The 23,159-nt window shown below is 42.1% G+C and carries 24 protein-coding genes; 17 read left to right on the plus strand and 7 right to left on the minus strand.

All coding sequences use genetic code 11. The annotated features are described in order from the left end of the window. Positions 1-50: 50 nt before the first annotated feature. Both M1L62_RS17280 and M1L62_RS17285 read left to right on the plus strand, forming a co-directional pair. Positions 51-896, plus strand: a complete 846-nt coding sequence (locus M1L62_RS17280; RefSeq protein ID WP_254560866.1) for a sugar phosphate isomerase/epimerase family protein — start codon at positions 51-53, stop codon at positions 894-896. Positions 897-957: 61 nt separating this feature from the next. Beyond that, positions 958-1,869 (plus strand): TIM barrel protein, encoded by a 912-nt coding sequence (locus tag M1L62_RS17285; protein WP_254560867.1) that lies wholly within the window; start codon positions 958-960, stop codon positions 1,867-1,869. A gap of 4 nt (positions 1,870-1,873) precedes the next feature. Here M1L62_RS17285 and M1L62_RS17290 read toward each other — a convergent pair whose 3' ends face one another. Next, positions 1,874-2,905 (minus strand): zinc dependent phospholipase C family protein, encoded by a 1,032-nt coding sequence (locus tag M1L62_RS17290; RefSeq protein WP_254560868.1) that lies wholly within the window; start codon positions 2,903-2,905, stop codon positions 1,874-1,876. Positions 2,906-3,245: 340 nt separating this feature from the next. Between M1L62_RS17290 and M1L62_RS17295 the strand changes: the two genes are divergently transcribed. Continuing rightward, positions 3,246-3,650 carry a Dabb family protein gene (locus M1L62_RS17295; RefSeq protein WP_254560869.1) on the plus strand — a complete coding sequence of 135 codons (405 nt, stop codon included), beginning with the start codon at positions 3,246-3,248 and terminating at the stop codon, positions 3,648-3,650. Between the two features lie 66 nt (positions 3,651-3,716). On the opposite strand, the gene ung is transcribed toward M1L62_RS17295, so the two are convergent. Then, positions 3,717-4,382: a uracil-DNA glycosylase gene (gene ung, locus M1L62_RS17300; protein ID WP_254560870.1), complete on the minus strand. Its 666-nt coding sequence runs from the start codon at positions 4,380-4,382 to the stop codon at positions 3,717-3,719. Positions 4,383-4,536: 154 nt separating this feature from the next. Between ung and apaG the strand changes: the two genes are divergently transcribed. Together apaG and M1L62_RS17310 are read left to right on the plus strand one after the other, a co-directional pair. Then, positions 4,537-4,923, plus strand: coding sequence for a Co2+/Mg2+ efflux facilitator ApaG/CorD (apaG, locus tag M1L62_RS17305; RefSeq protein ID WP_254560871.1), 387 nt, complete (start codon positions 4,537-4,539; stop codon positions 4,921-4,923). 55 nt (positions 4,924-4,978) lie between these two features. After that, complete coding sequence (locus M1L62_RS17310) at positions 4,979-5,755, plus strand: O-methyltransferase (RefSeq protein WP_254560872.1); 777 nt, start codon at positions 4,979-4,981, stop codon at positions 5,753-5,755. Positions 5,756-5,769: 14 nt separating this feature from the next. On the opposite strand, the gene M1L62_RS17315 is transcribed toward M1L62_RS17310, so the two are convergent. Continuing rightward, positions 5,770-6,855 (minus strand): zinc-binding metallopeptidase family protein, encoded by a 1,086-nt coding sequence (locus tag M1L62_RS17315; protein WP_254560873.1) that lies wholly within the window; start codon positions 6,853-6,855, stop codon positions 5,770-5,772. A gap of 91 nt (positions 6,856-6,946) precedes the next feature. Here M1L62_RS17315 and M1L62_RS17320 point away from each other — a divergent pair, with 91 nt between their 5' ends. The 7 genes from M1L62_RS17320 to M1L62_RS17350 all read left to right on the plus strand — a co-directional run bounded on the left by M1L62_RS17320 (position 6,947) and on the right by M1L62_RS17350 (position 13,693). Continuing rightward, entirely contained in the window at positions 6,947-7,915 is a 969-nt protein-coding gene (locus tag M1L62_RS17320; RefSeq protein ID WP_254560874.1) for a DUF2157 domain-containing protein, read from the plus strand. Continuing rightward, entirely contained in the window at positions 7,912-9,054 is a 1,143-nt protein-coding gene (locus tag M1L62_RS17325; protein WP_254560875.1) for a hypothetical protein, read from the plus strand. Before M1L62_RS17320 ends, M1L62_RS17325 begins: the two co-directional genes overlap by 4 nt. A gap of 71 nt (positions 9,055-9,125) precedes the next feature. Continuing rightward, positions 9,126-10,118, plus strand: coding sequence for a glycoside hydrolase family 43 protein (locus M1L62_RS17330; protein WP_254560876.1), 993 nt, complete (start codon positions 9,126-9,128; stop codon positions 10,116-10,118). Positions 10,119-10,501: 383 nt separating this feature from the next. Continuing rightward, a complete protein-coding gene (locus M1L62_RS17335) occupies positions 10,502-11,290 on the plus strand; it encodes an MlaE family ABC transporter permease (protein ID WP_254560877.1) in 789 nt (262 codons plus the stop codon). Positions 11,291-11,296: 6 nt separating this feature from the next. Beyond that, positions 11,297-12,061 carry an ABC transporter ATP-binding protein gene (locus M1L62_RS17340; RefSeq protein ID WP_254560878.1) on the plus strand — a complete coding sequence of 255 codons (765 nt, stop codon included), beginning with the start codon at positions 11,297-11,299 and terminating at the stop codon, positions 12,059-12,061. Positions 12,062-12,159: 98 nt separating this feature from the next. Then, positions 12,160-13,083: an MlaD family protein gene (locus M1L62_RS17345; protein WP_254560879.1), complete on the plus strand. Its 924-nt coding sequence runs from the start codon at positions 12,160-12,162 to the stop codon at positions 13,081-13,083. 238 nt (positions 13,084-13,321) lie between these two features. Then, positions 13,322-13,693, plus strand: coding sequence for an Hpt domain-containing protein (locus M1L62_RS17350; protein WP_254560880.1), 372 nt, complete (start codon positions 13,322-13,324; stop codon positions 13,691-13,693). 72 nt (positions 13,694-13,765) lie between these two features. Here the strand turns inward: M1L62_RS17350 and M1L62_RS17355 are convergent, their stop codons facing one another. Together M1L62_RS17355 and M1L62_RS17360 are read right to left on the minus strand one after the other, a co-directional pair. After that, on the minus strand, positions 13,766-14,938 hold the full coding sequence (locus M1L62_RS17355; RefSeq protein ID WP_254560881.1) for a glycosyltransferase family 2 protein: 1,173 nt from the start codon (positions 14,936-14,938) through the stop codon (positions 13,766-13,768). Positions 14,939-14,941: 3 nt separating this feature from the next. Then, positions 14,942-15,859, minus strand: a complete 918-nt coding sequence (locus M1L62_RS17360) for a glycosyltransferase family 2 protein (RefSeq protein WP_254560882.1) — start codon at positions 15,857-15,859, stop codon at positions 14,942-14,944. 188 nt (positions 15,860-16,047) lie between these two features. On the opposite strand from M1L62_RS17360, the gene M1L62_RS17365 reads away from it, so the two are divergent. From M1L62_RS17365 to M1L62_RS17380, 4 genes are read left to right on the plus strand one after another with little or no spacing between them, the layout of a single operon-like run. Next, complete coding sequence (locus M1L62_RS17365) at positions 16,048-16,599, plus strand: hypothetical protein (RefSeq protein ID WP_254560883.1); 552 nt, start codon at positions 16,048-16,050, stop codon at positions 16,597-16,599. Further along, positions 16,596-17,753 (plus strand): response regulator, encoded by a 1,158-nt coding sequence (locus M1L62_RS17370; protein WP_254560884.1) that lies wholly within the window; start codon positions 16,596-16,598, stop codon positions 17,751-17,753. The genes M1L62_RS17365 and M1L62_RS17370 overlap by 4 nt, the downstream gene beginning before the upstream one ends. 18 nt (positions 17,754-17,771) lie before the next feature. Next, the gene (locus M1L62_RS17375) at positions 17,772-18,113 is read left to right on the plus strand and encodes an STAS domain-containing protein (RefSeq protein WP_254560885.1); all 342 of its coding nucleotides are present in this window, start codon (positions 17,772-17,774) and stop codon (positions 18,111-18,113) included. Next, positions 18,114-18,677, plus strand: coding sequence for a hypothetical protein (locus M1L62_RS17380; RefSeq protein ID WP_254560886.1), 564 nt, complete (start codon positions 18,114-18,116; stop codon positions 18,675-18,677). A 6-nt stretch (positions 18,678-18,683) separates the two neighbouring features. Here the strand turns inward: M1L62_RS17380 and M1L62_RS17385 are convergent, their stop codons facing one another. Both M1L62_RS17385 and M1L62_RS17390 read right to left on the minus strand, forming a co-directional pair. Continuing rightward, on the minus strand, positions 18,684-19,886 hold the full coding sequence (locus tag M1L62_RS17385) for a glycosyltransferase (protein WP_254560887.1): 1,203 nt from the start codon (positions 19,884-19,886) through the stop codon (positions 18,684-18,686). Between the two features lie 52 nt (positions 19,887-19,938). After that, positions 19,939-21,279: a lipopolysaccharide biosynthesis protein gene (locus M1L62_RS17390; protein ID WP_254560888.1), complete on the minus strand. Its 1,341-nt coding sequence runs from the start codon at positions 21,277-21,279 to the stop codon at positions 19,939-19,941. Positions 21,280-21,455: 176 nt separating this feature from the next. On the opposite strand from M1L62_RS17390, the gene M1L62_RS17395 reads away from it, so the two are divergent. Next, entirely contained in the window at positions 21,456-23,111 is a 1,656-nt protein-coding gene (locus M1L62_RS17395; protein WP_254560889.1) for a glycosyltransferase family protein, read from the plus strand. The last annotated feature ends 48 nt before the right edge of the window (positions 23,112-23,159 follow it).

Here is a 23,159-nt window from a genome sequence, read left to right on the forward strand (position 1 = left end):
AATATACCTGACCTTTTCAATGTGTTTATTTTACATTATAATACAATCTTATGCAGTTTTCTAAATCTACTATTCTTTGCTGCCTGTTTGCGCTATGCAGTTTCGCGGCAATTGCTCAAAAAAATCCGGAAGACAAAATTGGCTGGAAGCTTGGCGCTCAGTCTTATACGTTCCGCTTATTCACCTTTGACGAAGCCCTCAGAAAAATTGACAGCTGTGGGTTAAAATATGTCGAGGCTTTTCCGGGGCAAAAACTGGGTGGCGGACTGGAAGGTACCATGGATTTTAAAATGGATGCTGCCAAACGCCAGGAGGTGAAAAATCTTTTGAAAAAACATGGTATTACCATCACTGCGTTTGGTGTCGTTAACGCAAAAGATGAAGAAGAATGGAAAACATTGTTTGAATTTGCAAAAGATATGGGTATCCTGAATATCAATACGGAGCCAAAACCGGAACAATTTGCTTATATCGCGCCCCTTGCGGACAAGTATAAGATTAAGGTAGCTTTGCACAACCACCCAAAACCGTCCCGTTACTGGCATCCGGACACCGTCCTTAAATATGCTGTTCAAAGCAAATTCATCGGATCTTGTTCAGATATTGGTCATTGGGTGCGTTCCGGTCTTGATCCTGTGGAGTGTCTGAAAAAACTGAACGGACATGTATTCGGTTCTCACTTTAAAGATGTCGTAAAAGATACGCCAGACGGAAAATATCATGATGTGATCTGGGGCGGTGGCGACAGCAAAGTAGATGCTGTAATTGTTGAACTGAAACGTCAGAAATTCAAAGGACCTATATCGGCTGAGTATGAGTACCATTGGGAAAACAGCAGCGCCGAAGTAGCAAAAAGCGTTAAATATTTCCGCAGCTCTTTCGAAAAATCAAAATAAAACAGGCCCAAATCCTGTTTTAAACCTAATTAATTCCTTTTAACATTTAACAGTACCTTTTATGACTTATAACCGTAGGTTATTCTTAAAATCCGCTGGCGCTGCCGCAGCCGGCACGCTTGTTTTCTCCATCTCGTCATGTGGAGGATCAAAAGAAAAGACTTCTGAAAGTACCGATTCAACAGGTGTGGCGTCGGCATCAATTTCGGGAGCACCGTCAATTCCTGATTTCGGATTACAATTATACAGCGTTCGTGACATCATCGGAGCCGATCCAAAAGGTGTTTTAAAGCAAATAGCTGGTTTGGGTTATAAAAAGGTAGAAAGCTATGCGGGCGACAAAGGATTTTTATGGGGCATGAAGCCAAAAGAATTCAAAGCTTACATGGATGAGCTTGGCATGACTATCGTAAGTACGCATGCTGACACAACAAAAGATCTTGAAAAAACCGCTGCGGAGGCTGCGGAAGCTGGTTTGAGTTATGTGTTGCAGCCATACATCGGCCCGCAAAAAACGTTGGACGAATGGAACAAGCGTGCAGAAGAATTCAATAAAAGAGGTGAGATCTGCAAAAAAGCAGGTATCAAATTCGGATATCACAACCACGATTATTCATTTAAAGTACAAGACGGAAAAATCCCTCAGGAACTTCTACTGGACAATACCGATAAATCTCTGGTTCATTTCGAACTTGACTTGATGTGGATCGTTGCAGCGGGTACTGACCCGGTGGCGCATTTAAAAAAATACGCCGGCCGTTATGACCTTTGTCATATCAAAGACCTGGTGAGCACACCTAAGCACCATTCTACGGATTTAGGAAAAGGAGAAATTGACTTCGCAAGTTTGCTGAAAGTCGCTTCCGACTCAGGCATCACGCAGTTTATCGTAGAGCAGGAGGAATATCCCGGACCTGTTTTGACAAGTATCGGAAACGACGCAGAATACATGAAGAAGCTTGTTTTCAAGTAAGCCTTTAATATTCACTTTCCGACCTGATATGCAGAAGCCGCCGCCACCAACTTCGTTGTTCGGCGGCTTCTGCTTTTTTATCCGTCTCATTAAACGAGAAGTTATTCATTTCGGATAAGTCCGGCTGCCCCGCGTTAATCCAGCATGTAAACCATAAGTTGCCTACCATCTCCACAGATGATCGCATCTGGCGTTGTACCTGTCCCTTTAAACGTTCATGATAAGCACGCGAGAAATCTTCTGAGTAGGTTCTTACAAGCACATTATTTCTTGGTTCATAACTAAACTTCTTATCGTGAGCAAATGACTCACTCAGTTGCCTTTCCAGCAAAAAAACAGAATCACTGGCCGCATGCGCGCGGTTCACGGCGGTCCATACGGCCTCGCTGACGTTATCGACATAAGTGGCCTGCCCGATCCACAGATCATAATCCACAGCATACAATTCGGGGAGCCGGGATTCCCAAAATGCATGAATACCGTCTTGTTTGGTCAGCTGCCCATTGTAGTTTCTGGTAGTATGCAAAGGGACGTTCGCATCTGCAATGTAGTGCCCTAGGTCTGCGGAAATGCTTAAAATCCGCTTCGGATCCTTATCCTTGAATGCCTCGGTTAACTGAAAACATGCTGTCTGAATATGCCAGGGTACAATGCCATGTTTTCGTAGACTATCCTCTCCTATTTTCTTAACCGCCGCCGGCCAGAATTTCGGCAGGACAGACGCACTGTCGCCATATACATCAAGGTCAATAAAGTGTCTTTCCGCCTCGCCCACAACGGCATAACGTCGCCTGTCAGGATTGACAGCATTCTCGGTAAGGTAATCAATATGCTTTTTGTAAAAATACTGCATCCCGGGCGGAAGCCTGAAAACTGCCAGCCGGTTAATTCTGCGGTGCGCCCAGAAGCCCCACCATGCCTGAAACCCAAATGAAAACATCAAAAAAAGCCCGGCACAACCCAAAATCAGCGATTTTCCGAAAAAAAACTTAAAAATTTTTGATTTTTTTTCGAAAAATACGTGACGGATTTCCATATAAAGTTTGGTGTAGTAACATACCATTTAAACACCATTTTATACCGAAAAACATAAAAAAAGTCACGTTTTCATGTGAAAATAAACCTGATTTTCATTTTTCTTAACTTTTTCAAAAAAACTTACCCATTTTTATCACGCGCAGTTTATCAAGAGACAAAAATCCAGTACACAAGTAAGGGAAATAATCTACGGCAGTTAAGACTTTAACAGTATAAATATTTCAAAAAACACCCAATAAACAATATATATTATATTATTTATCAAAATAATGCAATATGAAATATTTATTATATTTTTGCTTAACAATAAAACCAGATGGTTATCCAACTTAGAAATAATGAGAACAAAAAATAAAACATTAGGATATTTACTTCCAGTATTTGTTTTGAGCGTGTTCATGCTCATCATTTACGGAGCTTATGTTCCGCATAAACCAGCAGAAACACAACGCGTAGTTTGTATCAAGTTTAAACCTGGTACAACATCAGAGGAAATCGAAAAACACATGCGTGATTTCGCTGCTCTGAAAAACAACGTTAATGATGTTGTTGGTTATTCAGCAGGACGTGTTCAAAAATCAGAAGGAACGCAGAGTGATTACGACGTGATCCATTACCTGACTTTCCGGACAAATGATGCCGCGAAACAGTATGCATCCAACGCAGATCGCAAGGAATTTGTGAAAAGCAATGAAGCTCACTGGGACAAAGTGTTAGAGATGAATTCTAGTATCGAGAGATAATTATTAAATAGTAATAGGAGTGAAAATTATTAAAAAGAGTCGGGAATTCCCGACTCTTTTTTTTGATCACCAATCAATCCTTTTAAGTCCTTTTTGTTCAAGATAGTCGTTGGCTTTGCTGAAATGTTTACAACCGAACCATCCTCCCCCATTAGCGGCCATTGGTGAAGGATGTTTTGCTTTGAGCACATAATGTTTGTTTTCGTCGATGATTTTGCCCTTTTCCTGTGCATAACGTCCCCATAGCATGAAGACAATATCCTTTTTTTCGTCTGACAAACATTTGATCACCGCATTGGTGAAAGTTTCCCATCCCATGTTCTGATGCGAGCCCGCCTTGCCAGACTCCACGGTTAAGGTGGCATTGAGCAAAAGCACGCCCTGTGACGCCCAGCGTTCAAGATTTCCGGTTTTAGGAACTGGTTTCCCAAGATCTTCCTTAATCTCTTTAAAAATATTGATCAGAGAAGGCGGCATTCTCACGTCGTCATTTACCGAAAAACAAAGTCCGTTTGCCTGACCGAAACCATGGTAAGGATCCTGACCAAGAATCACAACTTCGCAATTGTCAAAACTACAATGATTAAATGCGCTGAAAATTTGCCTGGCCGGTGGAAAGACCTGCTTGCTGGCATACTCCTTTTTGACAAATTCCGTAAGCGAAACAAAATATGGTTTTTCAAATTCCGTTGCCAGTCGCTTTTTCCAGGATTCCTCTATTTTAACATCCATACTTTTCATAATTGAATTAAAAAAACAAATTAATTGATTTTTGATTTGGTTTTATCCGCAATTGATGACTATTTTCGTTTATATTGGTGTTTTGCAAAAGATAGAGCAAATCCTCCAAAATTAACCCGGATATTCATCACTATTCTTAATGCATATGGTTTCGAAAGTAACAGATGGCGTTAAAGTCACCGTATTGACAGAATATCAGCCTGATTACTCCAATCCACGGCAGGATCATTTTGTATTTACCTATAAGATACTCATTGAAAATCACAGTGAGCATACAGTTAAACTGCTCCGCAGACATTGGTTAATTTACGATGCTAATGGTACCGTCCGCGAGGTTGAAGGGGAAGGTATTGTGGGTTTGCAGCCCGTTCTTGAACCGGGTGATGTACACGATTATGTCTCAGGATGCAATTTGCGTACGGATCTGGGCAAAATGTCCGGAACCTATCTGATGGAGCGTGTTTTAGATGGTCGTCAGTTTCATGTCATTATCCCTGCGTTTTCGCTGGTTGTTCCTTATAGATTAAACTAAAACTTTCGGCGTAAATTTGACGGCCGAAAGAAAATATAATTAAAAAATACCTCAATTGATTACTTCTTATTTCAAGTACCTCCTGCGTTCCGGGAATGAACATGCTATTCACTCGCCCTTTCTTTTTGATCTGTATACCAAAGTTATCAAGGTTAAAAACGACAACCACCCGGATTACGATGATCTGAAACTACTTCGCAACGAATTACTTTCTTCCAATGAAGAAATAGAAATACTGGATCTGGGGGCGGGGTCACGGGTAAACAAATCCAATCTGAGGAAAATAAAAACCATTGCCAAAAACGCAGAAAAACCTGAGCGGTTCGGAAAACTTTTTCACCGGCTTATCCGTCATTTTCAACCCGAAACCATGCTGGAACTGGGAACATCACTTGGCCTGACCACCTTGTACATGTCCAAAGCGAAACCGGGTACTAAAATTATCTCCTTTGAAGGTTGCCCTCAAACGGCCCAAGTTGCGGAAAGGAATTTTGAGAAATCAGGTGTAGAAAATATTGAAGTTGTCCTTGGCAATATCGACGAAACGCTTCCGGCAGCGCTGCAAAAACTCAATCGTAAGCTCGATTATGCTTATTTTGATGCCAATCATCGTTATGAGCCGACTGTAAGGTATTTTGAAGAATGTCTGCCCTATGCCCATAACGACTCCCTGTTTATTTTTGATGATATTTACTGGTCGGAAGGAATGACCAAGGCTTGGGAGGAAATCAAAGCGCACCCACAGGTAACCCTAACTGTTGACCTGTTTTGGATCGGGCTCGTTTTTTTCAGGAAAGAGCAGGCCAAGGAAGATTTTGTGCTAAGATTCTAGCATGCTTTTCAAGGCTAACCAGTTGAAGAAGAATTACCGGCGTCCCGCACAACCTGGTGAATAAACCGTAGCTTTTCTTTAATTGTTTTACTGATGACAAAGGGGTACAGGTCTCTTAATCCCATACTTCGGTTCAGGCTGTTCATCGCGAACGTAAGCGGAAGCCACATATCGATGATATCGTCAAAATTCTTAACCGTGTAGGGGTCAACAAAAGAGGTACTCATATCGTCATCAGGTTTGGCTACTTTTGGCCGCACGTTTAAGCCAAAAGAATCCGCCGTTTCCAACGTATCAACAATGTGCATGTAGTGCGCCCAGCTTTCCGCCCAGTCTTCCCAGGGATGCGCACTGGCATATTTGCTGATAAACTGCTTCTTCCAGATGCGTGACGTATTATTGGAATAATACTGTTGCAGTGCAAAACCATAATCCGCCCTTTCATCACCAAACAAGTTTCTGAAATCGTTTAGTTTGTTAGTTCTTCCGATAAGCAGATCCCAGTAATAATGCCCGATCTCATGCCTGAAGTGCCCGAGCAACGTTCTGTAAACTTCATTCATCTGATTCCTTGACATTTCCCGATAAATGTCGTCAGCTTCTGCTATGTTAATTGTAATCAACCCATTATCATGACCGGTCATAATTCTGTTGCCGTTGTTCTGATTACGATCGGCAAGAAAATCGAACATAATTCCGCCAAAAGGGTCAGCATTTTTACTCTTGACATCCAGCCCGAATCTTAGGAGGGAATGAATCAGGCGACGCTTGGCCGTCTCAACGCGGTACCATTTGTCATAATCTTCCTTTTGTCCCAAATATGGAATCGTGCGGTTTAAATCGCAGGCTACACAAAAAGGAGAATTATTGCCCGTGGGTACAAGCCAGTTACACACATTGTAACCGTGATTCTGACAATAACTGTACTGATTATCAGTCCGGATACCATTTATTAGCCGGTACTTTTTGTTGTTTTCAGGTTTCAGCGCATATAGTTTCAGCTCACCGGTTTCAAAGCCGAGCGAAGAATGACAATGCTGGCAATAGATATTCTCAAAATACACAGCCTGACCGCAATTGCTGCACTTAAATAACTTCATACACACTACTTATTAATTGGCAATATACAGATTCCAAGAATGAATTATCTTTATAAATTATTTACTTTCACTGCCACCTCTACTCAAACCGATGGATACCAAATCAATCCTGGAAAATCTCATACAAAAAGGAATAATGCCCGAGGAACAGGCCGTTCAGATTCTCGAATATGAAACAGCCAAACCCTTTTCAATACACTGGGAACTGCGGTCACTTCTTTATCTGGGGATAACCTTGCTCACCTCCGGGCTGGGCGTACTGATCTATAAAAACATTGATACCATCGGGCACCAGGCTATCATTGCACTTATTGCAGCGTTGGTACTCGCCTGCTTTTATCATGTGATCAGACATCGGCAGCCATTTAGCTGGGACGAAGTAAATCATTCGACAAGGTTTTCAGAACATGCTCTGTTACTGGGCTGTACACTTTTCCTGATCCTGGAAGGATATTTACAGTTTCAGTACAACTTTTTCGGCACACAATACGGCATTGCAATATTCATTCCAACGGTGTTATTCTTTGTTCTTGCTTATCGTTTCGACCACCGCGGCGTACTGTCCATGGCCATTACCGGTCTGGCCTCCTGGCTTGGTCTGACAATTTCACCGCTGGCTGTTCTTGAAAAAAATGATTTCACCGCGCCGGGCATTACAACTACCGGAATTATTTTGGGGATTGCACTGGCTCTAATCAGCTGGCTTTCCGAAACCAGGAACCTGAAAAAACACTTCGGTTTCACCTATCTTCTTCTCGGTGGCAACCTTGCGGTTCTGGCCAGCATGATCGGCTTATTTACGAGCAGTCCAAAGATTATTTATTTCCTGATCGGCGTGCTCCTGTGTGTTTACCTGGTTCAGTTTGCCCGAAAGACGCATTCGCTGATATTTTTGCTCATGGGCGTAGTTTACGGCTACATCATTCTCACCTATGCTGCTTTCGAGTCACTACCGGATACCGTTCTTGGCTTTCTGAGTATTTATTATTTCCTGTTCACCAGCATCGGTGTAATCTTTTTCCTGTTAAACGTTAAGAAAATTTTAGGACTGAAAAAATGAAAAAGGCATATAACGAAACCTGGGTTCAAAATCTGAATTTACAGCAAATTACACAGGCCTGGAAAGATAAAAACCTGATTACCACGGCACAGTTTGAGCAGGTCAAAACTGAATTTCCAGAGTCATTTTATCGCCCGGGTATTTTTGTAAAAATTGGCCTGTTCCTGTTTACACTGGTCGCCGGCTGCTTTTTCACCGGTTTCATTTCTCTATTTTTCCTTGACGGAGGTGGTGAAAAATCATTTGCAGTTTTGAGTATTCTTTGCGCCGCCTGCTTTTTCTTCGTGCTGGAATATTTCATTAAAGACCGAAAGTTATTTCACTCGGGTATTGATAATGCTTTGCTTTACATGGCCACAGGTGCCGCAATTATTCCAATATTTATCATTTTCGAAGACCTGAAAATCTGGCAATATTGTGTATTCATACTCGTCATTCACGTATTTGTCTGCCTCCGTTATGCGGATATTTTCACAACGCTTATCGGCGTCATCGTACTCTATGCCTTTTTTGCCAATCTGATGATCGGCTTTCCGCTGGGAAAAGCTTTACTACCATTTGCAATGATGATCATCTCGGGGATCATTTATTCGCTGAACAGAAAAAAACTTGATGTCTATTACCGGGATAGCCAGACAGTCATTGAAATTGTCGCCCTCGTGGTATTTTACCTTGGCGGAAATTATTATGTGGTACGGGAAGGCAATGCGCTGCTCGCAGATTTATTGTCGCCTGTCGCTCCGCAAATTCCTTTCTCGACGTTGTTTTACTTACTGACGGCTGCTATCCCCCTGCTTTATGTCGTCCTGGGATTGAAAAACAAAGACAGGGTCCTGCTGATTATAGGCCTGCTGATTACCGCTTTTTCTTGTTTTACTTACCGCTACTACTTTGACATCATCCCAATAGAAGTTTTACTATCAGTTGCAGGTGCGCTGCTGATTGGGCTTGCCGGTTTCTGTATCCAGTATTTCAAAACGCCAAAATTTGGCCTGACTGATGAAAAGCTGGAAAAACGAGATCTCGCCAATCTGGAAGCAATGTTGGTCGCACATCATTTCGGACAGGCACCCGCAGAAAAAAATCTTGAATTTGGCGGTGGTGATTTCGGCGGAGGCGGCGCGGGAAATGATTATTAAATCGGTCAAAAACAGGTGAACAATTTGAATTCGTTGTGACTGCTCTTAACTTGCAGCAAAAAAATTAATCTATGAAAAAACAACTCTTATTCGTTTTCCTGTCATTAATTACCGCATCATCCTATTCCCAAAACGCAAAAAAGACATCCGGCAATCCTGTGTTCCCTGGCTGGTATGCAGATCCTGAGGGTATTATATTCAACAACCCCAAGGGTGGAAAAGATTACTGGATCTACCCTACTTATTCAGCTCCTTACAAGGATCAGGTTTTCTTCGATGCTTTTTCATCAAAAGATCTGGTGACCTGGAAAAAACATGAGAAGGTTTTAGATACTTTACATGTGAAATGGGCAAAAAAGGCGGTTTGGGCTCCTTCCATTATTGAGAAGGACAAAAAATATTTCATGTTCTTCGGTGCCAACGATATCCAGAGTGATAAAGAATCAGGCGGAATCGGTGTTGCAGTTGCTGATAAACCGGAAGGGCCTTTCAAGGATTATCTGGGCAAACCATTGATTGATAAATTTCACAACGGTGCTCAGCCAATTGACCAGTTTGTTTTCAAGGATAAAGATGGCCAGCATTATCTTTATTATGGCGGCTGGAAACACTGCAATGTTGCCAAACTGAAAAATGATTTCACCGGGTTTATTCCCTTTGAAGACGGAAAAATTTTCCGGGAGATTACGCCGGCCAGTTACGTTGAAGGGCCATTTATGTTTATCCGCAACGGCAAATACTATTTCATGTGGTCCGAAGGCGGTTGGACCGGCCCTAATTACTCGGTTGCCTACGCCATTTCAGACTCCCCTTTTGGTCCTTTCGAAAGGATTGGAAAGATTCTTCAGCAGGATCCCAAAGTGGCAACCGGAGCGGGACACCATTCAATCATTCAAGTTCCGGGAAAAGATGAGTGGTATATTGTTTATCACCGCCGTCCGTTAACCGAAACAGATGGTAACCACCGTGTGACATGTGTGGACTTAATGACCTTTGACGAGAAAGGTTTTATCAACCCTGTGAAAATTACAAATGAAGGCGTTAAAGCGCAGCCTTTGAAATAATTATTAATTTAACAGAGGAATTATTCGTTATTCCTCTGTTAAATTAACTGCAAAAAGCTTGTCCTTATCCATAATAATCCGATATTTAGCTGCCCGACGGATCCAAAAAACTTCCGGTTTATCGCCATAATTGAATTCAAAACATCATGTTGCGTTTACGGATCCCAGGACTTCCCGTTTCGGGAATTGAATACATTATCTTACTATCCCAAATCATTGCCACTTATCACAGACAATTTCTTTTATCCGTCTTTTTCATAAATATTGGATAAATTGAATGTCATGGAATAATTTTTGCTATTACAAAAAAACGATACACACGCAGCGAGACTACAACAACTTAATGCCGTAATATAGGTAATCAACCTTTGCAATAACTTTTGATGAGCGCGAAACAAAAAGAACATGTTTTTACCAAAAATTTAGATCATGCCCTGCTGTCAGTATACAATGGCTACAAGTTTTTTATCCGGTTTTTCGTAGAAGCCTTCCGGGGCCGCATGGAATTTCAGGAATTAGTCAAACAGTGTTACGCGATCGGCTACAAATCCCTGGTACTTATAGGCCTTACCGGTTTTATTACCGGAATGGTTTTTACCAAACAGTCCCGCCCTTCTCTTGCTGAGTTTGGGGCTACGTCCTGGCTTCCTTCGCTGGTATCTATTGCGATCGTTCGCGCACTGGCCGCATTGGTCACGGCACTGATCAGTGCGGGTAAGGTAGGTTCAAGTATCGGTGCTGAGCTGGGCTCCATGCGGGTAACCGAGCAGATAGATGCGATGGAGGTGTCGGCGATCAATCCATTTAAATTTCTTGTCGTTACAAGGGTTCTTGCCTCAACGATCACTATACCCCTCCTGATGTTCTATTGTACACTGGTGGGACTGATGGGTGCTTTCCTAAACGTTTATCTTAATGAGGGCACCAGTGCTGTCGCTTTTATTGAAAAGGCATTTGAGCAGATTACTTTTCTGGATCTGGGAACGTCGGTTGCAAAAGCCGTCGCTTATGGCTTCACAATCGGGATTGTGGGATGTTATCAGGGATATAACGCCACCAAAGGAACGGAAGGCGTGGGAAAAGCTGCCAACAGCTCTGTTGTAATATCCATGTTCCTGATTTTTATTGAGGAAGTAATCATTGTTCAGGTATCAAATTATTTCCGCGGTTAACCATTTATGAAAAACGATACAACACAAGAGGATCCGATCATCTCTATCAGGGACGTGTATAAATCGTTTGGCGATTTACATGTGCTGAACGGCGTGGACCTTGATGTTTACAGAGGAGAAAACGTAGTGGTGCTCGGTCGGTCCGGTACCGGAAAATCCGTATTGATTAAAATAATCGTCGGACTGCTACAACAGGATAAAGGTTCGGTGAATGTACTGGGACAGGAAGTTTCCGGTTTAAAAGGTCAGGAGCTTAATGCATTGAGACGGAAAATTGGATTTTCATTCCAAAACAGTGCCTTGTACGACAGCATGACGGTGCGTGAAAATCTCGAATTCCCACTCGTGAGAAATGTGGCAAACCTTACCCGTGCCGAAATTAATGAACAGGTTGAGTCCGTTCTGGAATCGGTGGGACTTTCCCAGACGATCAACCAGGTGCCGTCTCAGCTTTCGGGTGGACAACGCAAACGCATTGGTATTGCCCGTACGCTTATCTTAAAGCCGGAAATTATGCTTTATGACGAACCTACAGCGGGGCTGGATCCGATCACTTGTATCGAGATCAACGAGCTTATCAATGAGGTTAAGGAAAAATACCAAACCACGGCGATCATCATTACCCATGATCTGACCTGTGCAAGAGAAACCGGTGACAGAATAGCCATGCTCCTTGATGGCCAGTTTCTGCAAACCGGAACATTCGATGAAGTTTTTGCTTCGAATGAAGAAAGAGTTAAGAGTTTTTACGATTATAATTTTATTCAATAATAATGGAAACAAGCAATAGAAAACGCTCCGTCATAGTTGGTCTTTTCGTAATAATAGGATTGGTTATCTTACTTGTTGGAGTCCTTACGATTGGAAGCATGAAAAAAGTTTTTTCATCCAATATAACCGTGAAAACTATTTTTGATGATGTCAATGGTTTGAAAGCCGGAAATAATATCTGGTATTCAGGGGTTAAAATCGGAACGGTAAAATCACTCCGTTTCCTGACCAACTCGCAGGTGGAAGTTATGCTGAACATCGAGGAGAAATCTCAGGAATTTATCAGAAAAAATGCGCTTGCAAAGGTAAGCACCGATGGACTTATCGGAAATAAGATCATCGTTATTTACGGAGGAACTCAGAAAGTGCCGTCGATAGAAGATGGCGACGAACTGGCTGTGGCAAAGGTGGAAAGCACAGAGGAAATGCTTAGCGTACTTTCAGAAAACAACAAGAATCTTTTGTCGATCACCGACGCCTTTAAGAAAATCAGCAAGAATATCCTTGAAGGAAGGGGTACGGTTGGTATGCTTTTGAATGATGACAGATTATACCGCGATGTCGATGAAACACTGGCTGGCCTGAAAAAAGCATCTCAGAATGCACAAACGCTTACCTCGTCGTTAGCGGCTTACAGTACCAAGTTAAATCAAAAAGGTGGTCTCGCCAACGACCTCGCTACCGACACAATCATTATGCATGATGTACGTGCCACAATGCTGCGCCTGAACGAGACGGTAGCCTCTGCCAATGCTATGGTGAATAATCTGAAAGCAGCCAGCGCCGACATTAATTCAAACTCCAAAAGCCCGATCGGTGTTCTTCTTCATGACGAAGCTACCGCAACGAACCTAAAAACGACGATTCAAAATCTGGAAACCAGTACAGCCAAGCTTGATGAAAACATGCTAGCCTTACGTCAGAATTTCCTTTTCAGAAGATATTTTAAGAAAAAAGCTAAAAACGAAGCCAAGGAAGAAGAGGTAAAAAAGGAAGAAATCAAAGAAACAGGTGTTAAGTAGTCACAACATGTTTTTTGAAACAGGTTGTATTTCAGCACACTTCTGATTTCGTTCTAATAATTTTAACATTATTTAAGGGATACTACAAAATAATATCATAACTACTTATAAATTTACCTAGTTATAATGTATTCCATATGGTTATTTCCAGTCTGGGAAAAAGTCAGGAAATTCGCTATTATAATTCACTAGTTTAAAATTATTTAACACCATAAAATTCCTAAAAGAATATATCTTAATGGCTCTACCACTTAATCCTGCGCTCGATGTCAGTTACCTCACCCAGATTTACGGTGACGACGCATCTATTGTACAAATTATATTCGAAGCCTTTTTGTCTGATTCGCTGCCACGTTGGAAAAGCCTTAAAGCGCTGATAGAAAAAGAGGACATTGCCGAAGCTGCAAGTGTAGTTCATGGAATTAAACCGTCTTTCACAATGGCCGGACTGACTGCTATCCGTGTAAAAGTGGAAGAACTGGAAAAAGATATTCACAATGAAAAAGACACTCAGGATCTGATAGAGCATTATCTGAAGATCAATAAAGATGTTGAGCATATCGTCCCGATTCTTGAAGAAGAAGCGGTAAAATTAGGAAACCTGGCTTAGTAATAAGTCTGTTGCCCAATATTAAAAAGCCTCAGATTACTTCGTGAATGCTGAGGCTTTTTCTATGGTGATCTATGCCGTTTTTCGCTTGGCCTTTTCCCAGGCCGCACTCTGGCTTCCCCTATAATAACGCTGAATACCTGCAATCACAGCATAATTCATCACGCAGAAATAGTAAGGAACAAACAAAGCCTTCACCTTGATTTTCTTCTTTTCCAGTATCCAACCGGCAAAAGCAGCGCCGTAAAAAAACACCTGACCAGCCATAATCAGCCAGTAAATGACACTTCCCGACTGAAAACAGATCAGTACATTCAGGATAAATACCAGGATCATTAAAAAAGGTGTTATGGTCCAGCGAAGCACACGATGGCTGATGTATTGAAACCACAACAACGGAAAACTGAACGGGAAGAAAAGTTTTTCCAGACGAAGGATAGACTGAATACCTCCCGCTGCAATACGTACTTTTCGTTTTAATTCCTCCTTGATATTGTCTGACGACAGCTCTGAAGCATAAGCATCCGGCTCATAAATAATACGATATCCCTGCTGCGCAATAAGCATTGAGATCATGAAATCGTCCAGAATCGTATCTGATTCGACCTGCTGATACAGTGAACGTCTAACGCTGAACAACTCCCCTGCCGCGCCCACAACCGAATACAGCTCAGAATCCCATTTTTTGAGGGTTGATTCGTATTTCCAGTAAAATCCTTCGCCGGCTGTCGCATCAGAAACTGCGTCCTGCATCACCCGCTTTTCGCCGGATACCGCTCCCACTTTCGGGTCAGCGTAATGGCGCGCAATAAGCAGCAATGCATCCTTATTTAAAAACGTATTCGCATCCGTAAACACAACAACCTCGCTATCGACCTCATGCATCGCTCTGTGGATCGCATGGATCTTGCCATTTCTAGCGGCCGAATGCATGAGTTTTATTTGTGGGTAAAGTGCAATCAGATCGGGAGTTTTGTCATTTGACCCGTCTGTAATGAATAACAGCCTAAGCCTATCGGCCGGATAATTCAAAGACAGCGTGTTTTGAATTTTTTCTACAATGAGATCTTCTTCATTATACGCCGCTACCACGAGGGTTAAGCTCGGAAAGTCCTGATCAAGACCTGGCAAAACCCTTTTTCCTTTGAGTATCCGCCTGATCCTTACCAGAAAATAAAGAAGGATCCCGTAGCCAAGAAAAGTATAAAAAACGATGAATAAACTAAGCCAGAAAAGAATCTTCATAAATTAAAATTTTATAGGATAACCCAGGTGATTACTATCCGTCGCATTGGTAAAATGCCAGGTGATAGCTCTAAAAAAAACAGGGATAAAATTATATTCCTTGTGGATGAGATAGTTCAGCAGATTTCTGGGAATAACCAACAACAGAAAATAGATGCAGAAGATTGAAAATGTGGCGACAGGCGTGTTTTTACGAATAAACAATATCCTGTTGCGGTTCATAAAAAACTCCTTCAACGCACTTTTTTTTCCTACGGAAACGGATTCCTTGTGGTATATAAGCGCCTGAAGGTTTACGTGAATTTCATAACCTGCCTGCCTGATCCGTTCGCACCAGTCGAGTTCTTCATAGTACAAAAAGTAATTTTCAGCCATAAGTCCCGCCTTTTGGATTGCCTCCGCCGAGAGCATCATTGCGGCACCATGTGCATATCCTGTCGGGCCGGTCAATGAATCGTATTGCCCTTTATCTTCCTCAAATTGTCCAATACAGGCATTCCTGGCTGTGTAGTAATTCATCTGCGTATATCCTGCATATTGCAGCATTCCGGGCTGATCGAAGTAATGGATTTTTGGAGAAACAACACCAATGCGCGGATTTGTTTCAAGCATGTTGACAAGCTTTTCTATCAGATCAGCAGTGACTTCCGTATCGTTATTGATCAAAAAATAATAGTCTCCGCTCGCCTGCCTGAGCCCGATATTATTTCCTCCGGCAAACCCTGTGTTCAGCTCCGATCTTATAAAAATTACATCCGGGTATTTTTTTTCCCATTCAGGTACAGGATTTGTTTTGCTTCCATTATCGACAACAATAATTTCAATATTCGGATAGGTATTAACCTCATCCAATGATTTAAGCAAATCTTCTGTAACCTTGGGTTGATTGAAATTAACTGTAACGATAGAAACTTTTTTCATCAGATAGCAGGTGACGACTTAATTTTTGCGTTAAAATGAAGAATTAATTTCCTTGATTTGTAGAAGTATTTCAAAATTAATAATAAAAACCTAGCTTTAAATAAAATATAGAGGCCTTAGCGAAGATTTTATCGAAAATCATCTACGTTGGCTTGTAGTAATTGACACAATCTCATAAAATCGATCAGGTGAAAATACCACGCTTACAAGACATTAAGAGAATTTCAGGCAGTAAACCGGGCAACCCGTCATCCGGTGAGACTGAAAACTCATTACTTGACTCAAAAGTTAGGGAACTGATTGAAGTAATAGAACAGTCCAGTGTCGACAGCAAGGTTTCAAAAAATTACCAGCAGCAAATAGCTGACGCATTTCAAAAGTCACAGTTTTCAGCAAAACAGCTTGAACCTTACGACGCCCTCGACCAGGACAATAGTTTGTCGCGCGAAGAATTATTGGAAGGGCTGGAAAAACTACTTTCTGAAACAAAAATTGACAGCAATATCAGTAAAAACTACCTTCGAAAAAATGCCATACAGAAGGTGGTGATGTTCATTCTGGCTATTTTGCTAATTGTGGTCGGCTTTGCGATGATCATCATGCCCGCTCCTCCAAGCTTTGAAATATTTACGGTTTTCTATTTTACCGCCAATGACGGGGTCACAATCATGGATCTGGTCTCTTTACTCATTATTTTTGGGGGAGTTCTCCTCTTTGTCTTAAATTTCAACAAAAAATGATGACGTTTCCAGATCCTCCTGTCAAGGTAAAAAAAATACTGATCGTTGAAGATAACCTTATGTTCCGTAAGGTGATGGAGGCTTCATTGAAAAAAGCGGGTTACATCTGTGTGCTCTGCGACTCTGCGACGGAGGCGCTGTTGTTACTGCAAACAGAAACGCCTGATCTGATTTTATCCGATTATGATATGCCGGAGATCAATGGTTTTGACTTCCGCCATACCGTTCTGCTCAACCCCGACATACGCGATATTCCTTTCGTATTCCTCACCTCGTTCACCGACAACTCGCTGGTGCTGGAAGGTCTGAATATGAACGCATTGGATTATATCAATAAGGAAACACCGATGCCGGTTATCATTTCCAAGCTGAATAACATCATCAAATCGCTTGAAAATGAACACATAAGATCGATCAGGGAGCTAAAAATAGCAGCGGAAACGCTTAACGTAAAATCGATCCCGACGACTAATCCAAAAGTTTCCGGTTTCAGGATTAACTTTTGGCATAAGGGTTATCTGGGCTATCCGGGAGGTGATTTTATCGATTTTATACAGGTTGACGACCGATATTGTTTTGCCTTGCTGGGCGACATCATGGGCAAAAAATGGAAAGCCTGGTTTTTCACTTTTGGTTTTCTGAGTTATATCCGCGCCGCCATTCGCTTTTGTGTGCTCGACAATGACTTCGCGCTCGATACCATCGTACAAAAAATAAACAAACTGGTTTTCCTGGATGAGAGCCTTCAGAATATTTTGTCCAGCCTTTCCCTGCTTCTTTTGGATAGCCAGACAGGAGCTGTCCATTACACGGGTGCCGGGGATTTGCCGCTGATTCTTTTCAAAAAACAGGATCAAAAAACCGATATGCTGTTATCCTCGGGATTGCTGTTAGGGCTGCTGGAAGATGGTTTTTATGACAAACAGATTGTATCCATGCAACCTGGTGACCAGCTCGTCATTTTCACGGATGGCATGATCGATATTCCTTCCAACGGCTCAAAGAAAAGCGACTACCCCTTTTTTGTCGAAAAGGTCAGTCCATATTTTGGAAAAGAAACAAGCTTTGACCTGATAAAATCCAATGTGCTGGATCAAATCAACGACAGCAACCAGATGGACGACGCGAGCATAATTTTTATAGAGAAACAATAACCCATTCACATAACCCACATGATACTTCAAGTTAATCAGGTTCAGGACATCACGCAGGCAACGATTTTGCCCGAAGAAGCAAGCCTGGCCAACGCAGACAAATTTAAGGAAGAAATGATCACCCTCATTGTTGAAGGAACGAAACTGATCATCGTGAATTTTGAAAATGTCAATTACATTGACAGCTCATTTTTGGGCAGTCTGGTCGTGGCGCTGAAATATGCCATGCCCCGGAAAACCGATATATATCTTGTTGCATTAAAGCCTGATGTCAGAAATTTGTTGACGCTGATCCGCATGGATAAAGTGTTCAAAATTTACAAAAACTTTGATCAGGCGATGGACGCATTAAATCAATAAATGAATAATTACCGGTACCAGAAGTCGTTTCAATTCTCAAATAAAGCCGAAGATGTTTCTTCTGTTTTAAGCATCTGTATGAAACACATGCAGGACTCGGAAGAGCTGCGGGTGGTGCCGGAAGATATTCAGTCCAGAGTGAAATGGGCACTCACCGAGCTGCTCATTAACGGTGCCAAACATGCAGGAACAACAGAAACGCTGTTTCATTTTAAGTTGAGAGAAAAATTCCTGATCATCGAGAAAGAAGATTTTGGGAATCCGCTTTTCCTGAAAGTGAACGGAAGCCAGCGATTATCCTGGCCTGTTGCAGCACCTTTTCTAAACCAGCATTTTGATGTTTATGAAAACGGCATGGATTCGCTCCGGATTTACACGGAGACCAGCAACAGCGCGTTTTTTCTGGTTGAAGAAATCGAAGATGTAGAAATGCCGGAGCTGCTTATCAACACGAGTGAGCACTTCGGATTGATGATTATTGCAAAAGCTTCCGATCATTTTACCTATTCCCTCGATCAGCAAACGGGCAGAAACATATTCCGGATCACCTTCAATCTGGCCTGAAAGTTCTCATTTTTTCAAATGATCATCAATGAGGTCAGCTATTTCCCTGATCCTGATTTCCCAGGTATTTTCAGCAGCAATGGCTACCCGGTTCTCCCGAAGCTCGCTTGAATCTGTTTCTAATGCCAGGTTAATAGCATTGGAAAAACTCTCAGGATCTGCACAGAAATCAACGCTTCCTTTTGTGAATTCTGCCAAATCCTTATTGAAATCAATGGCTACCACCGGCTTTCCGGCACCGAGATATTCAAATAATTTAAGCGGAAAAATGGCGTGGCTGATGTCGTCTTTCTTAAACGGAATGAGCGCCACATCAAACCCCTTGATAACCGCCGGCATGTCGGCATATTCTACCGGACCTAAAAACACGAGGTTTGGAAAATCATAAAAGTCGTCAGGGACAAATTCGGAAGAAACAGGACCGACGAAAACGAATGTTTTTTCAGAATTTCTTTTCACGACCTCTCTCAGCAGGTTGTAGTCCATCCGCCTTTCAATGGCTCCAAAATACCCGATCACAGGACTTTTCAACTTTGCAATTTCAGGGAATACCGGAAGCGCCGGGTTCAACGCTTTGCTGCTGTGTTCCAGATCGGCTGCGTTGGCCACAAAATAAGTCCCGGGGTTTTGTTCTTTCTTTTCTACAAATAATTGCCGGCTGCTGCAAATCACCACATCACTTTGTTCAACCAAAATCCGCTCAGAAACCACCCCATGACGTAAATTGAAGGGCAGAGCCATCGGATCCAGACAGTGATAGACCGTCAGGCGCGGATGGAGGCCTTTTGAAATATTGGGGTAATGAAAATTAAAAGAATTGATGAAGATAAAATCTTTGAGTTTGTAGGAGGCGATAACCTTTTTCAGTTTGTAGCGGATCAGATATTCATTTACTTTCAGCGCAGCCCTGAATACTTTGCCTTCCGGAAGAAAATTGATCGAAGCCAGAATAGGCGGAATAATAATTTTGAGGTTAGGAACTTCCGTATCGATCAGTTTATGATCCTGTAATGAAAAATGTCCCTTGCGAATCTCAAATTCCCTCCCTTTCCTCAGATTGAAGTAGTCCCTGATTGTAAAGGGATTTTCGACGTAATAGACAAAATTCTCCCTGGCCAGTAATTTCGCAGAAGTATAACTTGTAGATTCTATTTCTGAATCAAAACGCGGTAAGCCAAAAATGATAATCTGTTGCCCTCTAAGTTTCATTATCAATGAATAATCTATACAAGCTTCACTTCAAACCCTCTGTCTTTCAAAATTACTTTGCCGACAATTTATACCAGTAACTTTTCAGCAGCATAACTGCCTGTCCGTAACCGGTTGTCAGAATACTGAATATATTAAATGGCTGAAACCGGTTTAATCCCCAATACCCCACTCCTACGCCGATCAGCGTGGGGATAAGCCCCGCAAGCGCGACACCATAAATGCTGTTGGTCAGGAAAATACCAATAAACGAAGAGCCGACACTGGCTGCCAGCATAACCAGCACCTTGATAAAGTTGATTTTAGGCTGGTGGATGACATCCAACGTCAGGGCAAAAAACCTGTCCATCGGATACAACAAGGCAAACGTCATAAAAATACGCATGATGTTGGCTGCCTCAGAATCCACATACTTACTCCCCCCGATGATCGCAATCGCGACGTCCGCGAGGGCGACTGCTCCCAGGCATACCGGAAACAGAGCTACTGTGATAAGGCCTGTATACCGCTTCATGGTATCAATGACCCATTCCTTGTTCCCTGCGTTATAGGCCGCCGATAATTCGGGCATTCCGGTCGCAGCAAAACTTCTCAGCGGAATCTCGATAATTTCCATCAAACGCTGTCCAAGGTTAAAAACCGCCAAAGCAGATGGTCCGAGCATGAAATTGATGATCATCGTATTGGATGTCCCAAAAAGGTTAGAGCTTAACGTGGTACCAACACTGTACTTCCCAAAATGAAAAATTTCGCTGATGCAGGCCGGCGTTCGGTATTTAAAGGAAGAGACACGTGCCCAACCCATAAATATGGTAAACAGACTCGTTAAAAACGCACCGGCAAGATAGGCATAAATGATATTTTGCAAAGTCGCCGTTTTGGTCAGCGCCATGAAGATGACAAAAAGTATAAAAATACCCTGGCTCGAAAAACGGATGTATAACAAATGATCAAACCGCTGCTCAGCCTGCACCACGCAGGAGGCAATAAAGTACGGCAATGAAGCAACATAAATAATCCCGAACCACTCGACAAACAAGACAACGGACGGGTTTTCCAGATAAGAAATAAAGAAATAAGCCGGGATGTTGATCAACACCAGAATCGCGGTAATGGCACCACCGATAAACCAGGCCGAACCCACGACCTCCCGGGCTCTTTCCGGGCTGGCTCCCGCATAAAATTTGATAAAAGCTGTTGTTAAAAAACCCGACCGGAAAGTATCAACCAAAAGTAAAATAGAAAGAAAAAAGACCCACATTCCAATACTCGCAACCGGCAGTGCCCGATAAAGGATAATCATATTGAGCATCCCCAATACCGACATAATGCCATTGCCCGCCAAAGAAAGAAAATGCTTATTTTGTAACTTTTGTAAAAGTTGTAATGCCATTTAACGATGAGTCAGTTGATTGCGAATGCGTTTTAGAAGGGATGCAAATACGTTATTTTTTTTATGAAATATTGCAGCCTGCGCGAATTATTTCTACGAAATAAATGAGTAATTTGCTACCAGCGCTTTATAAATAGTTTGAAAAACACTTTATTTATAAATTATTTACTCAACGTATGGCAAAAAGTATTAACTCTTCTACAAACTTTTACAAAAGTACATTTCCGCTTCTTATCATTATTCTTTTTGCAGGAGTTTTTCTTCGTGTATTTCATTACTTTAATAACCGGTCATTGTGGGAAGACGAAGTTTTTCTCGCTTCCAGTCTGATCAGAATGAATTTCACTGAACTGGCCACGCTACCACTTGATTATCAACAAAGAGCACCAATAGGATTTTTATGGCTTTCCAAACTGGGTGTTTTTCTCTTTGATAAAAAGGAGTTATCCCTACGGCTTTTCCCGTTCATTTGCGGTATTCTGGCTTTATTTGCCTTTGTGCCCGTTGCCAGGCATTTTTTGAAATCAAAAGCTAGTTTTCTGGCGGCGATTGCCGTAGTGGCTTTGGCTCCTCCTCTTGTTTACCACGCTGTTGAGCTGAAACAATATGGGACGGAATTTCTAGCCACCGTTTTGTGCTTATTGCTGTATGTGCGTTTTAATAGTACAACCGCTATTGGAGATCTTTTACTTTGGGGATTGGGCGGCGCCATTATTCTGTGGTTTTCCTTTTCTTCGTTGTTCGTACTGGCGGGAATCGGCGGTGCCATCGGCCTTACCTTGCTGATTAAAAAGGAATGGAAACTGCTCTTTCTATATCTTATTCCGTTTTCTCTTTGGCTGGTTAGCTTTTTGGTCCAATACATCCTGTTCATCAGCCGATTTCCGGAAGAAGAGTGGCTGGTACAATTCTGGCGGAATAGAAACGCCTTTATGCCGCTTCCTCCGCGCTCTATCCAGGACCTGTTATGGCCTTTCAGCCAGATTTATTCGCTTGTAAAATACCCCATAGGACTTACCTGGCATGAACTGGATTACAACCATGATTACAACCCTATCGTACGAGTATTAGCGCGAATGCCATTTTTGCCTATCCTGACAGGTTTGCTTGGCCTTTGGGCACTTTTTAGAAATAATAAAAAACAATTATTGCTGCTTGCTTGTCCCGTTATGCTCGCGCTGGCTGCTTCTTCTCTTGAATTTTATCCGTTGCGCGAACGACTGACGGTCTTCCTGGCTCCTATTTTTATCATTGTGATCGCCAAAGGGATAGAAGATATCTATGATCGTCCGATATCAGGCTTATTAAAAAATCTGTTTCTGGTTTTTCTTCTTGCTGCACCTTTGGTAAATTCAGCAGGACAGGTGATCAACACCGATCTTTTCGGTGATTATAAAAAATCGAGACAGCGGGAGGCGATGCAACACCTTCAGGAGCATTACAAAACTGGTGATGTGGTCTATGTTTACTGGAATAATCTGCCCTCGTTTTTGTACTATCAGGAGGCTTATGATTTCCGGTTTAAAACCATTTTCGGGAGCGATGTCCGGGCCATTTCGCATGATTTTGACAGCTATTTTCAAAATCTGTCGGGCGATTTTAGTAAGATAAAAGAGAACAAGCGGCTCTGGTATGCCTTTAAACCCTACAATGGCTTGAAGATAGGCGATATTGAAAACCAGCCGGCGTGGTATTATTACAAGGTGAACGCATTTAAAAAAGTTTATGATAAAGTCTCGTCGTTGGGAAGCCTGCAAGACAGCTACCCGGCAGGAGATGTGGGTACGGACATTAAATTGTATTTATTTGATCTTCATCCTGACAAACATTGATAACAGATTTACAACCACGGTCTCAGCATAATCATTGAAATTAATAAA

This window comes from Dyadobacter diqingensis (assembly GCF_024220585.1).
GTDB lineage: Bacteria > Bacteroidota > Bacteroidia > Cytophagales > Spirosomataceae > Dyadobacter > Dyadobacter diqingensis.

Bases quoted from the DNA above. Each gene is read 5' to 3' on its own strand.
- M1L62_RS17340 (WP_254560878.1), top strand. From the start codon at position 11,297: ATGAAAAACGATACAACACAAGAGGATCCGATCATCTCTATCAGGGAC.
- M1L62_RS17360 (WP_254560882.1), bottom strand. From the start codon at position 15,859: ATGAAAAAAGTTTCTATCGTTACAGTTAATTTCAATCAACCCAAGGTT.
- ung (WP_254560870.1), bottom strand. From the start codon at position 4,382: ATGGATGTTAAAATAGAGGAATCCTGGAAAAAGCGACTGGCAACGGAA.
- apaG (WP_254560871.1), top strand. From the start codon at position 4,537: ATGGTTTCGAAAGTAACAGATGGCGTTAAAGTCACCGTATTGACAGAA.
- M1L62_RS17350 (WP_254560880.1), top strand. From the start codon at position 13,322: ATGGCTCTACCACTTAATCCTGCGCTCGATGTCAGTTACCTCACCCAG.
- M1L62_RS17385 (WP_254560887.1), bottom strand. From the start codon at position 19,886: ATGAAACTTAGAGGGCAACAGATTATCATTTTTGGCTTACCGCGTTTT.
- M1L62_RS17345 (WP_254560879.1), top strand. From the start codon at position 12,160: ATGAAAAAAGTTTTTTCATCCAATATAACCGTGAAAACTATTTTTGAT.
- M1L62_RS17370 (WP_254560884.1), top strand. From the start codon at position 16,596: ATGATGACGTTTCCAGATCCTCCTGTCAAGGTAAAAAAAATACTGATC.
- M1L62_RS17325 (WP_254560875.1), top strand. From the start codon at position 7,912: ATGAAAAAGGCATATAACGAAACCTGGGTTCAAAATCTGAATTTACAG.
- M1L62_RS17285 (WP_254560867.1), top strand. From the start codon at position 958: ATGACTTATAACCGTAGGTTATTCTTAAAATCCGCTGGCGCTGCCGCA.
- M1L62_RS17290 (WP_254560868.1), bottom strand. From the start codon at position 2,905: ATGGAAATCCGTCACGTATTTTTCGAAAAAAAATCAAAAATTTTTAAG.
- M1L62_RS17320 (WP_254560874.1), top strand. From the start codon at position 6,947: ATGGATACCAAATCAATCCTGGAAAATCTCATACAAAAAGGAATAATG.
- M1L62_RS17280 (WP_254560866.1), top strand. From the start codon at position 51: ATGCAGTTTTCTAAATCTACTATTCTTTGCTGCCTGTTTGCGCTATGC.
- M1L62_RS17330 (WP_254560876.1), top strand. From the start codon at position 9,126: ATGAAAAAACAACTCTTATTCGTTTTCCTGTCATTAATTACCGCATCA.
- M1L62_RS17335 (WP_254560877.1), top strand. From the start codon at position 10,502: ATGAGCGCGAAACAAAAAGAACATGTTTTTACCAAAAATTTAGATCAT.
- M1L62_RS17355 (WP_254560881.1), bottom strand. From the start codon at position 14,938: ATGAAGATTCTTTTCTGGCTTAGTTTATTCATCGTTTTTTATACTTTT.
- M1L62_RS17295 (WP_254560869.1), top strand. From the start codon at position 3,246: ATGAGAACAAAAAATAAAACATTAGGATATTTACTTCCAGTATTTGTT.
- M1L62_RS17375 (WP_254560885.1), top strand. From the start codon at position 17,772: ATGATACTTCAAGTTAATCAGGTTCAGGACATCACGCAGGCAACGATT.
- M1L62_RS17315 (WP_254560873.1), bottom strand. From the start codon at position 6,855: ATGAAGTTATTTAAGTGCAGCAATTGCGGTCAGGCTGTGTATTTTGAG.
- M1L62_RS17390 (WP_254560888.1), bottom strand. From the start codon at position 21,279: ATGGCATTACAACTTTTACAAAAGTTACAAAATAAGCATTTTCTTTCT.
- M1L62_RS17395 (WP_254560889.1), top strand. From the start codon at position 21,456: ATGGCAAAAAGTATTAACTCTTCTACAAACTTTTACAAAAGTACATTT.
- M1L62_RS17380 (WP_254560886.1), top strand. From the start codon at position 18,114: ATGAATAATTACCGGTACCAGAAGTCGTTTCAATTCTCAAATAAAGCC.